The 14271-nt window shown below is 65.4% G+C and carries 13 protein-coding genes; all 13 read left to right on the forward strand.

Annotation, left to right across the window (positions count from 1 at the left end):
• Window position 1: 1 nt before the first annotated feature.
• On the forward strand, window positions 2–352 hold the full coding sequence (locus JF542_RS02685; protein ID WP_207074642.1) for a hypothetical protein: 351 nt from the start codon (window positions 2–4) through the stop codon (window positions 350–352).
• A complete protein-coding gene (locus tag JF542_RS02690; protein ID WP_207074643.1) occupies window positions 349–819 on the forward strand; it encodes a DUF1833 family protein in 471 nt (156 codons plus the stop codon). The genes JF542_RS02685 and JF542_RS02690 overlap by 4 nt, the downstream gene beginning before the upstream one ends.
• Window positions 819–1193, forward strand: coding sequence for an NlpC/P60 family protein (locus JF542_RS02695; RefSeq protein ID WP_207074644.1), 375 nt, complete (start codon window positions 819–821; stop codon window positions 1191–1193). Before JF542_RS02690 ends, JF542_RS02695 begins: the two co-directional genes overlap by 1 nt.
• On the forward strand, window positions 1186–8433 hold the full coding sequence (locus tag JF542_RS02700) for a host specificity factor TipJ family phage tail protein (RefSeq protein ID WP_207074645.1): 7248 nt from the start codon (window positions 1186–1188) through the stop codon (window positions 8431–8433). The genes JF542_RS02695 and JF542_RS02700 overlap by 8 nt, the downstream gene beginning before the upstream one ends.
• Window positions 8430–8768 carry a tail fiber assembly protein gene (locus JF542_RS02705; protein ID WP_207074646.1) on the forward strand — a complete coding sequence of 113 codons (339 nt, stop codon included), beginning with the start codon at window positions 8430–8432 and terminating at the stop codon, window positions 8766–8768. Before JF542_RS02700 ends, JF542_RS02705 begins: the two co-directional genes overlap by 4 nt.
• Before the next feature lie 12 nt (window positions 8769–8780).
• Window positions 8781–9989: a hypothetical protein gene (locus JF542_RS02710; protein WP_207074647.1), complete on the forward strand. Its 1209-nt coding sequence runs from the start codon at window positions 8781–8783 to the stop codon at window positions 9987–9989.
• Window positions 9990–10003: 14 nt separating this feature from the next.
• On the forward strand, window positions 10004–10543 hold the full coding sequence (locus tag JF542_RS02715; RefSeq protein WP_207074648.1) for a DUF4376 domain-containing protein: 540 nt from the start codon (window positions 10004–10006) through the stop codon (window positions 10541–10543).
• A 47-nt stretch (window positions 10544–10590) separates the two neighbouring features.
• The gene (locus JF542_RS02720) at window positions 10591–10893 is read left to right on the forward strand and encodes a hypothetical protein (RefSeq protein ID WP_207074649.1); all 303 of its coding nucleotides are present in this window, start codon (window positions 10591–10593) and stop codon (window positions 10891–10893) included.
• On the forward strand, window positions 10890–11318 hold the full coding sequence (locus JF542_RS02725; protein WP_207074650.1) for a hypothetical protein: 429 nt from the start codon (window positions 10890–10892) through the stop codon (window positions 11316–11318). The genes JF542_RS02720 and JF542_RS02725 overlap by 4 nt, the downstream gene beginning before the upstream one ends.
• Window positions 11319–11477: 159 nt before the next feature.
• Window positions 11478–12029 carry an N-acetylmuramoyl-L-alanine amidase gene (locus JF542_RS02730; protein WP_207074651.1) on the forward strand — a complete coding sequence of 184 codons (552 nt, stop codon included), beginning with the start codon at window positions 11478–11480 and terminating at the stop codon, window positions 12027–12029.
• 78 nt (window positions 12030–12107) lie between these two features.
• The gene (locus tag JF542_RS02735; RefSeq protein WP_242533545.1) at window positions 12108–12476 is read left to right on the forward strand and encodes a hypothetical protein; all 369 of its coding nucleotides are present in this window, start codon (window positions 12108–12110) and stop codon (window positions 12474–12476) included.
• Between the two features lie 174 nt (window positions 12477–12650).
• Window positions 12651–12941, forward strand: a complete 291-nt coding sequence (locus tag JF542_RS02740) for a hypothetical protein (protein ID WP_207074652.1) — start codon at window positions 12651–12653, stop codon at window positions 12939–12941.
• A 97-nt stretch (window positions 12942–13038) separates the two neighbouring features.
• Window positions 13039–14268, forward strand: a complete 1230-nt coding sequence (locus JF542_RS02745) for a hypothetical protein (protein ID WP_242533546.1) — start codon at window positions 13039–13041, stop codon at window positions 14266–14268.
• Window positions 14269–14271 lie beyond the last annotated feature (3 nt).

Here is a 14271-nt window from a genome sequence, read left to right on the forward strand (position 1 = left end):
CATGCCCACATGGCCGGCCTCGCTGCCGTTTTTCAGCTCACGATCAGGGGCGAACCGGCAGGTCTCTGGCGGGCAGCTCAGGTCCGAGATGGATTTCGGGCCTGACAAGGTGCGCCGCCGCACATCGACCACGCCGCAAAGCCGATCCGGTCGGATGGCGGTGATGACAAAGCCCGAGCTTGATGCCTTCGAAGCGTTCTTCTCCGTCACGCTCGGGGAGGGCGCTCTGTCGTTCGACGCGCTCGACACCTTCGATGATACGACGCGCGATTTCCGGTTCCTCGGCGGATACAGCGTCGAGAGGTGGGGCGATTTCTTCTCCGTCACCGCCGAGCTTGAGATCCTGCCATGAGAAACCTCTCCGACCGGCTGCTCGCCGCGACCTACGCGCAGGAGAGCGCCGAGGTCTTCGTGCCGATCGTCAAGCTCATGCACCCGACCTGGGCCGACTCAGTGCGCTGGGTGCGCGACACCGAGCCGCTGGTGCATGGCGGCGAGACCTATTTGCCGTTCGCGTTCGATCTGGCGCTGCCCGAGGACAAGGACGAGGGTTTCCCGGTCTTGCGGTTCACGGTCCAGAACGTCACACGCGAGATCATCGGCCAGTTGCGGCAGGTCCGAAACGAGGTGCTTGGCGAGGTCAGTTGGGTGCTGGCCGCCACGCCCGATGTCATCGAGATGGGGCCTTTCGAGGTCCAGATCACCGGCATCGAATACGACGCGCTGACCATCAACGGCGTGATGACGATCGAGCCGATCCTCGAGGAGCAGTTCGGCTTTCTCGAGATGACGCCGAGCGTCTGTCCCGGCCTTTTCTGATGTGGTCCGACGACTGGGTGGGTCTGCCTTACGCCGAGCTGGCGCGGGGGCCGGAGGCCTATGACTGCCTCGGCCTGTTCCTGGCCCTGCATCGCGAGCGCTTCGGGCGGGAGCTGCCAGACCCGGGATGCACCATTCGCGATGCCGTCCGGGAAGACGCCGTCGACACCTACCGCCCGCGCTATGAGCGGGTAACCACCGCGCAGGAGGGCGACGCGCTCCTGTTCCGCATGGCCGGGCGCCCCCTGCACCTCGGCTATGCGATCGACAACACCGACATGCTGCATATCGACGCCGTGGCTGACAGCCGGGTCGAGTGCTGGCGCCGCGCCTCCTGGCTCGGCAAGCTCGAAGGGATTTACCGAATTGCCTAAAGATCTGGCTCATATCGAAGCGGTCGGACAGCGCCACCCGATCCGTCATGACGTGGTCGCGCCCGAGATGCCCGTGGGCAGCACGATTGCGGAGATCGTGGGCGCGATGGATCTCGACACCGAGCGCTACGGCCTGCCTGTGGTCACGATGATCCGCGGCGGCGAGATCTCGGTGGTGCCGCTCGATATGTGGGGCAAGACGCGCCCTCTGATCGGTACGCGCGTCGAGGTGGCATTCCCGGTGCGCGACCCCGGCTCGATCGCGCTGATCGCGTCTCTGGCGATCCCGCAGGCGGCAACGGCGATTGCTGGCTCCGCGGCGCTTGGACTGACGGTGGGATCTCTGGCTTATTCGCTGGTCGTCGCCGCGGTAACCATCGTCGGCACTCTGCTGGTCCAAGCCCTGATCCCGCCGGCGAAGACCGAGGGCGCCTCGGGGGTCCAGAACTACGCGATCACCGGGACCGCCAACGCGGCCAACCCCTACGGCGTGTTTCCAACAGTGCTCGGCCGTCACCGGATATATCCGCCGCTGACCGCGACCGGCTTCTCGGAAAACGCGGGCCAGGATGTCTACTACTACGGGCGGATGACCTTCGGCTATGGGCCTTTGGCGCTGGAAGATCTGCGCATCGGCACCACCCCGATCACCGAGTTTGCCGCGGCGGAGGTGGAGCTCGAGTTCCGCAACGTGGATCGGGATCTGACGCTTGCGGCCATGCCGGGGCTTGCCCCCTTCGTGGTCGACCGAACCGGCGAGGAGAATAAGCCGCGCTTCAAGCTGACCGAGGTCGGCAAGACGTGGATCTTCGCCCCGCGGGCGGCGGCCGATCAGGTGACGATCGAGTTCAACGTGTCGGCGCAGGACAAGATCTCGGGCTACACCTTCATCGTGGAGGAGGCGGTCGCAGGCTCTGGCACATGGACGCAGGTCGCGAGCTTCACGCTCCAGGACCCGGTGACCAACCACGACCCGCTCAGCGGCCTGCAGGAAACCCGCACCTTCACCTCGGCCAGCTACTCGGATGGGGTGGAGCGCGAATACCGCGTGACGCTGACCGGCTCGACGCCGCGCGCAGGTGAATACACTGACAACTGGCTCACGTTCTTCAGTGGCAAGGGTATCGATGCCGTCACGATCACCAAGGCGACGGCGACATATCACGAGGTGCAGCCCGGCTGGCGCTATGGCACCGACTCGATGTTCCTCTATCCCGAGGACATCACGCAGGACGACGAGAACGCTCTGCCCGAGCCGGGCGCGCCGGTGGTGCGCTACACCCGTGAAGCGTCGAGCGCGGCCTCCGTCGACATCTCGTTCTCGCGCGGCCTCTACGATGGCACGGATGACGGTCTCGAGTCTCACGACGCCAGCTTCGCGATCTATTACCAGCCTGTCGCCGGCGGCATCGTCGAGGAAGACTGGGTGCTAGTCGCCAGCCCGACCTACGAGGCGAAATCGACCACGGCGCTGCGCTACACGGTGCCGATGTCGTTCCCGGAGCCGGGCCAGTATGCGATCAAAATCGAGCGGACATCGGGGATCGACTACAGCACGCGCGACCAGAACCGCGCGTGGGTCACCGCGATCCGCAGCATGAGCGGCGAGCCACTGCCCAGCCCGGAAGGCATTGCCGAGGTCGCATTCAAGATCAAAGCCAGCGACCAGCTCAACGGGCGGCTCGACAGCCTCAACGGCATCGTGCAGCAGCTGGCCCCGGTCTGGGACGGCAGCGCATGGACCGACCCGCAGCCGGTGCGCCATCCTGCATGGCTCTACGCGCAGGCGCTGCGCGGGCCGCAACAACGCCGCCCGGTGGCCGACAGCCGTCTCGACCTCGATGCGATCAAGGCATGGGCCGACCAGGAGCCGCACTGGACCTGCGACTACGTGATCGACACGCCCACGCAGACCGCCGAGGTTCTCGACGTGATCTGCGCCGCCGGCCGTGCCCGCCGCACCCTGTCCGATTTCCGCTGGTCGGTGATCCGGGACGGTGCCGCCGGGCCGGTGCGCCAGACCTTCACGCCGCGCAACTCGTGGGGCTACAAGGCCCAGCTGGCGTTCCCGCGCGAGATCCACGGCTTCCGCGTCAAAGCGCGCTCCGAGCGGCTCGAGTGGGAGGAGGACGAGATCCTTGTCCTGAAGGACGGTTTCACCCGCGAGACCGCGACCGAGCTTGAGACCCTGCAGCTGGCCGGTACGGTGGTGACGGCAGACGACGAGGACGAGGGCAACGCCTATCGCCTCGGGCGCTATCACCTCGCCGTCGCCGAGAACCGCCCGGAGACGCACACCTTCTTCGCCGACTGGGAGCACATCCGCGTGCAGCGCGGAGACAAGATCCGTTTCGTTCATGACGTGCCGCTGATCGGGGTCGGTGCCGCACGGATCAAGGCGATCACCGAGGACGGATCGGGCAACGTCGCGACGATCACGCTCGACGAGTTGTTCGACTTCAATCGCGACAGCTTCCGCCTCTCGGTGCGCAACGTGCAGGCCGAGGTCATCTTCCAGGCCCTCTCCCCGGAGGATCCCCGCACCCGCGTCTGGACGCCCGAGGTGCAGATCTCGGCCGCCGACATTGCGGTGGGCGATCTGGTGGCGGTCGAGGAGACCGAGCAGGTCAGCGCCGAGATGCTCGTGACCGGGATCTACCCGCGAAAGGACGAGAGCGCGAAGATCACCTGCGTCGATGCGGTCCCGGCGATCCTTGGTGCCGCGACCGGCCCGATCCCGACCTACTCGCCGATCGTCACCAACCCCCGCGAGCGCGCGGACTATGGCCTGCCTCCGGCGCCGGCGGTGATCTCGGCCTATTCGGACAGCACCACGCAGATGATCCTGCCCGATCTGTCGGTGCGTCCGCGCATCGCCGTGCAGATCGCACCGTTCGCGACACGCTCGGCAAGCGAAGGGCTTACCACGCAGCTGCGCTGGCGCGAAGCCGGGTCTGGGTCCGTTTACACCTATGGAGAGGCGCTGTCGGGTGCGGAGTATTCGCTGCTCACGGGCGCGCTTGATGAGGGGCTGACCTACGAGGGGCAGGTGCGGATTGTCGGTCCGGACGGCCAGACCCGGGGCTGGAAGGACTGGCCGAACACGGTTCTCGCCTCCATCGCCGCCCCGGCACCGCCGGCGATTGCCGCCACCGTGACCGCTTCGAGCGTTCCCGACGCCGCAGGCAACGGGCGTCGTCCGGCGATCGAGCTGGCTTGGACCCCGTCGGTCAACCGCACCCTGCGCGTGACGTGGGAGGTGCGTGTCGCCGCAACCGGGGCCATCGTGCAGCGCGGGCTATTCGCAGAGGCGTCGTCGTCGAGTGTGCTGATCGCGGACGGGATACTGCCGGCGACCGCCTACGAGGTGCACGCGAGCTTCGTCACCGCGATTGCGGATCAGCGGACATGGAGCGCATGGCTGCCCGTGACGACCAGCGACCTGCGTCTGACACCCGCTGACCTGTCGGACGATCTGGCAAACTCGATCGACGTTGCCTTCGCGCGCCATGACGATGCGCTCGACGATGCGACTGGCGCGGTGGGAGATCTCCGCGACCGTATCCTCGCCAGCCTGTCGGGCGTGCCGACCTTCGACGCGCTTGATGCCTATCTCGATGGGATCGGTGCTGAGACGATCATCGGCGCGATCGAAACCTCGCTCGGGCCGCTGTCGGCGCCGACTTCGCTTTCGAGCCAGATCGCAACCGAGCGCGAGCGGCTCGATCTCGTTCTGCCGAGGATCTCAGATGCCGAGGAGGCCACCTCCGACATTGCCGGTCTTTTGGCGCAGTTCGGCGCGGCCCTCTTTGCGACCGACAAGCGGATCTCCGATGCGGGGATCTACGTCGATCCCGAGAGCGGGACGGTCAAGATCGCCGCCTACGAGTACCTGCAAGGGCAGGTCTCCGACGTGTCGATTGAACTGGACGCCGCACTGGCGACGATCGACCTGAAGGCGTCGGTCGCTTACGTCGATCAAGTGGTGTCCGAGCTTGTTCTCGACCCGACGCAGATCCCGCTGATTGATGACCTCAACCTGCGTATCTCCAATGCAGAGGTGAATCTTGACGCCGTGGAGGGCACCGTCACCAGCCTGACTGAGACGCTGACGGTCGAAGGCGGGCTCGTCACTATGACCACGGTCACGGAGACGCTGGACAGCCTACAGGGGCAGATCACCGACCGGGTCACCTCGGCAACCTTCGACGCGGCCGAGGCGCGGCTTTCTGCGGCTGAGCAGACGATTTCTGCCTTCCCCGACAATGCCGAAATCAGCAGCGCGGTCGAGGCCAGCCGCGTCCTTCCGGGGGATCTGTCGGACGCCTCGGCGCTGATGGTGCAGGAGATGGGCGAGCGGTTCGCGAGCGATCAGGCAATGCGCGTCGCCGAGGCGCAGGCCCGTGAGGATCTCCGGGCCTATATCGACGAGCAGGACGGGGCTGTCGCAGAGAACGTGACCCAGCTGCGGTCTCAGGTCGACACCAGCGTCGCCCAGATCGAGGACACTCTGCGCACCCGGGCGACCGAGGCCGAGGCCACGGCGGAGGCGGTGACGCAGCTGCAGACCGACATCGAAAACGCGGATGGCGAGCGTGCGGCGCAAGCTGACGCGATCGACGAGTTGACCACCCGCGTGTCGGACACCGAGGATGGGCTTGTCGCAGAGAGCGCAGACCGAACGCTCCTGACCTCGGGCGTGCGTGAGATCGGTCTCGATCTCGACGATCTGTCGGCGCTGACGGTTGGCGAGATGTGGGCGCAGTTCAAGGGCAGCGAGGATCTCCGCGCAGGCATCGCGCTCGCGGCGTCCGAGCTGCACACCTACGTCGAGGAGGGACAGCTTGCCGAGGCGTCCGAACGGCTGCAGCTTGGCGCCGCGCTAGAGGACGCCGTTGCCGAGATCCAGACCGAGCGTCTCGCTCGGGCGGCTGAAGACGAGGCGCTCGCGCAGCAGATTGTGGACCTTGAGGCGGCACTCGATGGCGGCAGCTCCTCCGCGATCGAGGCGCTGGTGGTTCGGGTTACCGATACCGAGGATGGTATCGACTCGCTGGCTCAGCGTGCCACGACGCTTGAGGCCGATGTCTCTAGCCTTGAGACAGGTCAGGCCGGGAACGCGACGGCGATCTCCAACCTGACCACGCGCGTCACGACCACCGAGAACGGTATCACCTCGATCTCTCAGGACGTGGTGCAGCTGCAGTCGGATCTGTCGAGCGCCGAGGGCGACATCACGGCCAATGCGAGCGGCCTCTCGAGCCTGACCACCCGCGTCACCGACGCCGAGGGTAGCATCACCTCGATCTCCCAAGACGTGACGACCCTGCAGTCCGGTTTGTCGAGCGCCCAAGGTGACATCACGGCCAACGGCAGCGCAATCTCTGGGCTCGACACGCGGGTCGATAGCGCCGAAGGCACGATCATCTCGCAGGGCTCGGCGATCTCCTCTCTCCAAAGTGGTCTGAGCGACGCGGAGGGCGACATCAGCGCCAACGCCAGCGGCCTTTCGAACCTGACGACCCGCGTCACTTCGGCAGAGGGCAGCATCACGTCGATCTCGCAGGACGTGACGACCCTGCAATCGGATCTGTCGAGCGCCGAGAGCGGGATCACCGCCAACGGCGGCGCGATCTCTGGCCTCGATACGCGGGTGAGCAACGCCGAGGGCACGATCACGTCTCAGGGACAGGCGATCACCTCGCTGCAGAGCGATGTGTCGGACCTGGAAAGCGGGGTCTCCGGGAACGCCAGCACGATCTCGACGCTCGACAGCCGGGTGAGTTCGAACGAAGGCGACATCTCGTCTATTTCGAGCGCGGTCACCACACTGTCGAACCGGGTCACGGATACCGAGAGCGACATCAGCGCCAATGCCAGCGCAATCTCCGGCGCCGTGTCTCGCGTAGACGCGACCGAGGGCGACATCTCCGCGCTGGCGGGTCGGGCGGATGTGTTCGAGGTCGGGCTCGGGGCCGAGCAGTTGATCCCGAACGGCGCGTTCGCGACGGGCGACCTTACCGGCTGGACGGCGGCAGCGGCGGAGATCTCGGTCGTCAACAAGAGCAGCGTCGGTGGAACGGTCGGCGACACGGCGCCGCGTCTCTACCTGTTGCAGATGGCGTCTGGCTCGAGCCTCTACCAGGTGCAGGTCGAAGGGAGCTTCTCGGTATCAGAAGGCAACCGCTTCTCTATCGAGATCGAGGCTGCCGCCGCCTCCGGGGCCAGCGGGACTGTCGATGTGCTGCTGCGATTCCTAGACGCCGATGGCGGTCTTGTCTCCCAGCAGGCGCGCGGCATGACGGTCAACAGCACGACATGGTCGCGCCCGCCAGCGCAGGTCATCACAGCCCCGGCTGGCGCGTCGCGGATGCAGGTTTTCCTGCGCCGCGTGGGTAGCTTTTCCGGCTCGCTTTACGTGGCTGAGGCCCGTGTCGAGCGCATGTCGCAGACCGAGCTCGATGCCAGGGCGCGGATCGAGACGATCGAGGGCAGCTACGTCGATGCCAACGGCGCGATCTCGGCTGTCGAGCAGCGGATCAGCGCTGAGTATGGGGACCTCGAGGCGCTGGCCTCCGCGACCGCCTTCGCCAAGGCGCAAGCCGACGGGATTGCGTCCGGCTACGTCTGGCGGCTCAATGGTGCAAACGTGATGGAGCTGGTCAGCGTCTCGGACGGCACTGGCGGAACGCAGGTCACCGCCGAGATTGACGTGGACTATGTGCGGATCAAGGGGATAGCGCAGATCGACAGCGCGGTGCTGCAGAGCCTCGCGACCGAGAGTGCGTTCATCAACAATCTGACGGTCGGGACGATCAACTACGCTGATGGCTCGGTGCAGACTGGGAAGATCCAAGCGGACGCTGCCACGGTCTACGGCATCGGCGGGTCTGGCGCGGTGACGAACAATTCCGCGACCCCGACCGAAGTCGTCAACTTCACGCTGGCGACGGATGTGGTCGCAGGGCTTGGCGTGCTCGGGGCGGCTCAGATCCGGCTCGACGATGTGGCCGGAAACTTCCCGAGCGGGTTCGAGATCAATGCCTTTATCGGCGGCGTGAAGGTCGCGGAGTATGTCTATTCCTCTGCGCAGGCAGACCCAACAGCGCGCGTCATCAACATGCCGCTGTCGCGGGTCGGAATCACCGGAACCGACCCGCAGGTGATCCTGAGGATCCGCAACATGGGTGGCAAAGGGATCCTTTCCTCCAACGTCTGGGCTCTAGCGAGAAAGCGATGAAAATATTCTACGACGATGCGGGCAGGATCCGCAGCTGGGCAACTCAAGGCGAGACGCCCGCCGGTCTTCATGTGGCCGAAATCCCGGATGGGATCGACCCTCTGGGCCTTGGCTATGTCGACGGCGAGCTGGTCGAGATGCCTCCGGAGCCAGAGGCGCTCGCGCGTGAGGTGCGGGCCCGCCGGGCCGCGCTCCTCGCCGCCTCCGACTGGACGCAGGTCGCAGACGCACCGGTCGAGGCCTCCGCTTGGGCCGCCTACCGGCAGGCCCTTCGAGACATCCCCGATCAACCCGGGTTCCCCGAAAACATCAACTGGCCGGCGAAGCCGGAGTAAGGAGCAAATCAGATGGCATGGTATTCGGCCGGCACGGTCAGCGTCACGAATGGCAGCGCGACGGTCACTGGGAGCGGCACCGCATGGGTCGCAAACGCGCAGGCGAGCGAGGGGATCTGGCTGCCCGATGGGCGGCTCTACGAGATCGTCTCGATCAACAGCGACACGAGCCTCACGATTTCCCCGAACTATCTCGGCACGACCCAAAGCGGGCAGGTCTACCGCATTGTTCCGGTCAAGGGGTATCCGCTGTTGGCGGCGCAGCAGATGGCTGCGCTGATCTCGACCGTGCAGGGCTATGTCGATGGCGCACTGTCGGGCCGGTTCGGCAACGGTACGGTTGGTGCGCCGGGCATCAGTTTCGCCAGCAATACGGCGATGGGGCTCTACCGCGTGGCGGCGAACCAGCTGGGGTTCGTGACCAATGGTGTACGACGCGTTCTACTGTCCACCACCGAAATGCGTGTCGATCTGCCCGTCACTGGCAGTGCCGTTACATCGGACGATCTGGACACCACCTCCGGCAAACTGCTGAGGACGGGATCAGGCGGCGTCGCGACGGCGACGACCATGCCCCCTCCGGGCGACGACATGAACAATTTTGCGACGTCCGGATTCATGCAGTTTACCAGCGATGACATCAACACGCCTTTCCCCTTGGGCGCAGGCGTTAACCTGATGCGGTTCGGCTTGTTGACAGGTCAGGTTGCCGTTGAGCGGACCAATAGCGCTCTTCCCAAGCTGGCATTCCGGGGCAGCTGGGATGGCGTCACTTTCAGTGACTGGATGACGGCGATCACCGACCAGGATGTTCAGGCCACGCCTGCCGACACCACGGCAGACAAGCTGATGAGGGTCGGGGCATTCGGCCTCGGGACTGATGCTGTCTGGGACTACCTTGTCATTGCTGATGATGGCTTTGGCGAGTTTACGCCGCCGCGTGCAGGTGGTCTCGTCTCGATCATGAGTTTCCCTGTCAAGGGCAGCGGCTTCCCGACTTTGAGTGAGTCTGGGGTATTCCTGATGGACGCCGGTGCGACCAACGGCATCATTACGCTCCACGCTGGAGCAAACTTGGACACAGATGTGGCGGGCGGAGGTTCCGCGACCGGAACCTCCGGATCGGACGGAAACCTAACAATCTTCCTGCCCCAGAACGGAAATCTTCAAATCGAGAACCGAAGCGGATCGTCACGCGCCATCCGTATCGGCTGGCTCTAAGGAGACGCAACATCATGCCGACTGAAACAGAATTTTCCCCCAGCGCCACTCTCGTATCCGGCACGGAGTGGCTTGTCGAAACTGCGCCGAGCGAGCGCGTCCGAGTGTTCTGCGCGCCCGGAAACAGCACGCAAGAGACCGCCATCGCTCTGGCGACCGTGGGCGATATGAGCGAGGCGCAGCAGGCCGAGCTGATCCAAAGAGACCGCAAAGCTGCCCTGCACGCTCACCGCGACCAGCTCATCGCTGCCGGCACCACCGTGACCGTCACCGGCATTGGCGACGTTCCGGTAATCGGCACACCGTTTGATCAGAACGTGATGCTCTCGCTTCTGCAACGCGGCGCCGCGCGCGTCGAGGCGAACGACACGACTGCCGACATGATCTACCGCGATGCCGCGAACACCATCCACCAGTTGACCGGCGCGCAGGCCGTGGAGCTGGCCGAGGCTGGCATGATGTGGGTCGAGCTCGTGATGTCCGCGAGCTGGGCGATCAAGGACGCCGGCGCGATCCCGGAGGATTTCACAGATCCGAGCTACTGGCCTTCCTGAGCCGGCCAACGATCGCGCGACACGACCCGCCGCCGGCGGGCTTTTTTATGACCGGAGGCAACGTGCTCGGCAAACCACTGGAATTCTGGGTCGCGCTTGCCGCCGGGGCCTTGATCGTCATCGAGAGAAACCGGGCGCGACCGTTTGTCGGTCGCGTCTTCATCGCCGCGATCAGCGCGGGCATCGGCTACAGCCAGACGCCTGAGGTTGCGGAATGGACCGGTCGCAGCGAGACACTCGTCGTCATGGTGCTGACCGCGTTCGGATACATGCTCCTCGACATCGTCGCAGCGGTGCTGGCCGATCGGGAGTTCGTCAAATCCATCATTCGGGAGCGTTTGGGAAGATGACCCATACACGCGCAGCGCTGCTGCAGTATCGCGGGCTGGTCGGAGCCTTTCTGTTGCTCGGATTGGCCTACCTTTTCGCGCCTCTGGCGGAGACCCGGTATTGGCCGGTGACAACGCCGTTCGAGAGGACAGCGGTTCGCCCCGTTCAAGACGGCGCCGCGAGCGAATTGGCGGGCGGTGCGGTCAAGCTGCGCGGCGGCTGCGAGTATCGAGGGATCGAAGTCTTTCTCGGGGCGCGTGGGAACGGGGTCAGGATACCAGGCGCGCATTTCAAGGACAGGCCGCGCGGTCGCGGAGAGGGGCGGCAGGAATGGACCCGTCTCTACGTCCCGATTCCCGAGTTCATGATCGACCAGACCTTCGCGGACGTTCTCCACGCCTGCTACCGCGGCGAGCGATACCTGACTCGCACGCACTTCTGGTGAGATGACAGGCGCGAGCGCTGCACCCGGCTTGGGACGGGCTCGGCGACGAAGGGAAACACGTGCCTGTCGCAGCACTCGCTCGCGGACATGAGCAGCTTGCCACTTTGAAAGCAACCCTAATGCCCGGACATCGCGCCGGGCTTTTTCATTGGAGAGACCATGCGACCAATCACTGAGATCATCGTTCACGCCACGGCCACACGCGCCAACTGGATGGATGGCTACCCGACCGGCGCGAAGGTGGCGGAGGTCAAGCGCTGGCATGTCGATGACAACGGCTGGTCTGACATCGGCTATCACTTCCTGATCGACCGCGACGGGACCGTGGCGACCGGGCGCCCGATCGAGCGCACCGGCGCGCATGTCAAAGGCCACAACACCGGGACCATCGGCGTGTCGCTTTTCGGCGGCCATGGCAGCGCGGAGACCGATGTCTTCTCGGAGCACTTCACCGAGGCGCAGGATGCGGCGCTGCGCGAGTTGTTGGCCGAGCTCGACGCCACCTACGGGCCCGGCCTCAAGATCAGCGGCCACAACGATTACGCCGCCAAGGCTTGCCCGGGCTTCAACGTGTCGAAGTGGCTCGCGGGCGCGCTGCCGTCGGCCGAGGCTGATCCCGCGACCGACCCGGACTACACCGCCGCGACCAAGCTGCGCTGGCGTCTCGCCGAGATCCGCGACACCGCCGATCGCGCGCTGGCCGGCGAATGATCCTCCCGATCACTGACTGGCGCCTCGCGCTGGTCCTCTCAGCGGCGCTCTGCCGCCAATCCAACAAGGAACACGTTTATGGACATCCTGACATCGCTCCTCGCCGATGCGGGGCTGCAGGAGGCGCTGCTGGGCGTCTTCGGCATCTTCCTGACGATCATCATCAACCGCGCCGCCGGAGCGTTCCAGGCGGCCACGGGCATCGCGATCGAGCGTGAGGCGCGCGAAGCACTGCACTCCGCGATCAAGAGCGGCATTGAGGCGGCGCTCGCTCGCGGGCCTGAGGCCGGCTTGGAGGAGATCAAGGCGCATGCGATCTTCCATGCCCAGCAGTCTGTCCCGGATGCGATCGAGCAGCTGGTGCCAGGGGATGGCGTCCTCGACCGGTTGGCGCTGCGCTACTACCGCGAGGCAATGGAGCGCTTCGGGGTGCAGGTGCCCGCGTAACGAGATCCGCCGGCGCGGTGCCGGCGGTGGGCGGGCCGGGCCGCCACATTCCACTTTTCCCGGATCCCAGATCCGAACCGGATCGCAGAGACGGCCGTCAACTGCGGCTCGTCTGTCCCCGCCCGCGTGCTTTGGTCGGCGCGCGGGCTTCCCCTTTCTCGATGAGGTGCAGAGATGCCCAAGCATGAATTTGAAACGATCGAGGGCGATGTGCCTGTGCTTTTGAGCCTCAGCGGCGCGAACGTGTCCGAGATTACGGTGCAGAACCCGACCTCCAAGTTCGTCCGCGTGATCGCCACGACCAGCGAAGAGACACCGGCGGCAACCGCGCCTGGCTACGAGCTTCGGCCTGGCGAGGCGCTGTTCGGCGAGGACTGTCCGAAGATCTTCAAAGGCATCGCGCCGACCAGGTTCTATGGGTTCGCCTATGGGCTGCAGGCGCGCGTGATGGTCGACCATGCGTAGGTTCGGCAGCATCGGATCGCGTCGGTTTGGCGGGCCTGGCAGGGGAGGCGCCCCCGTTCAGCCGCCTGCCGTTGACCCTCTGGCGTCCCCGCCGAACTTGTTCACCGTCGCGCAAAGCGCGTTCACCGACACGGCGCATATCGACTTTCGGTCGAACTGGGAGGTCGACGGTAGCGGGCGCCTGTCTTGCACTGGCGGCAACGCCGGACAGGCTGCACGGCTGTCCCTGGCTGGGGCCCTGACGCCGGGTCGGGCGCACTTCATCCTCGCAGACCATCAGCCGACCGCTGGCTCTTTGCGGATGCGTTTCGCCAGCCCGGGCATCACGATCAGCCGGCAGCTTTCCGCGCTCTACATGGATTGCGAGTTCGTCCCGGCGGGCGACGTCGAATACGCGGCAACCCGTCTCGATCTACAGCCGACGACTGATTATGCCGGCACGGTCGATAACGTCCGTGCCTACGACCTCTCGACCGTCGATCCCAACCTAGTGGCCTGCGACGTGATCATCGTTGGCGGAGACAGCAACAGCGCCAATGCCACCTCCGAGCGCTTCGGCGACGAGATCGACATGTCGGCGCGCGAGACCCCGTTCGATCCGCGTATCTGGTATATGCCCTGCCTGCGGCTCTCGGGGACTTTCCCGACTACCGACAGCGTGCGCCATACTCCACAGCCCTGCATTGAGCCGGTCGCCACGGTCGAGGCCCGGCGCATGTCGCCGGTTCACGCTGTCGCTGGCGAGCTTGTCGGATGGTCGGCAGCCCGCGGGCGCCCGTTGTTGGTGATGGCGCTGGGTGATCCAGGCTCGGGCCTGATGGGCACCGAAGACTGGCGCAGTTCTTCCACGGTAGAGCCCGAAGGTGCGCGCATGTGGAACGAGCTGCTTGCGATGAAGGCTGCCGTCGAAGCCCTCGGCCCGAACCATGAGATCGTTGGGGCGGTCTGGTCCATGGGCGCCAATGACCGTTTCAGTGCCCCAAGCGTGGACGCTTACGACAACGCGCACCTCGCTCCCTATCAGACCTTCTTCGCAGAAGTGCGCGCCCTGATAGGGGATGTGCCGCAGGTCCTCTGGAATATTGGCGATCATGTGGTGCGACACAGCCAGTCCATCGAGACACCGGGCCTCGGTGAATACATGCAGGACTGGCTTGCCCGCTTTGACAAGGACAGCGGCCATCCGAACGCAATTCCCTATGTCACGGTGGTGCATCCGCAGGACGGGAACCAGTACACCACGGATGATGATCCGCATTACAACGCGCACGGTATGCAGCAGAACGGGCGCGATGCCGGGCAGGCGCTGCTTTCGTTGCTCGCATGACGG

Source organism: Salipiger bermudensis, assembly GCF_017309175.1.
Lineage (GTDB): Bacteria > Pseudomonadota > Alphaproteobacteria > Rhodobacterales > Rhodobacteraceae > Salipiger > Salipiger bermudensis.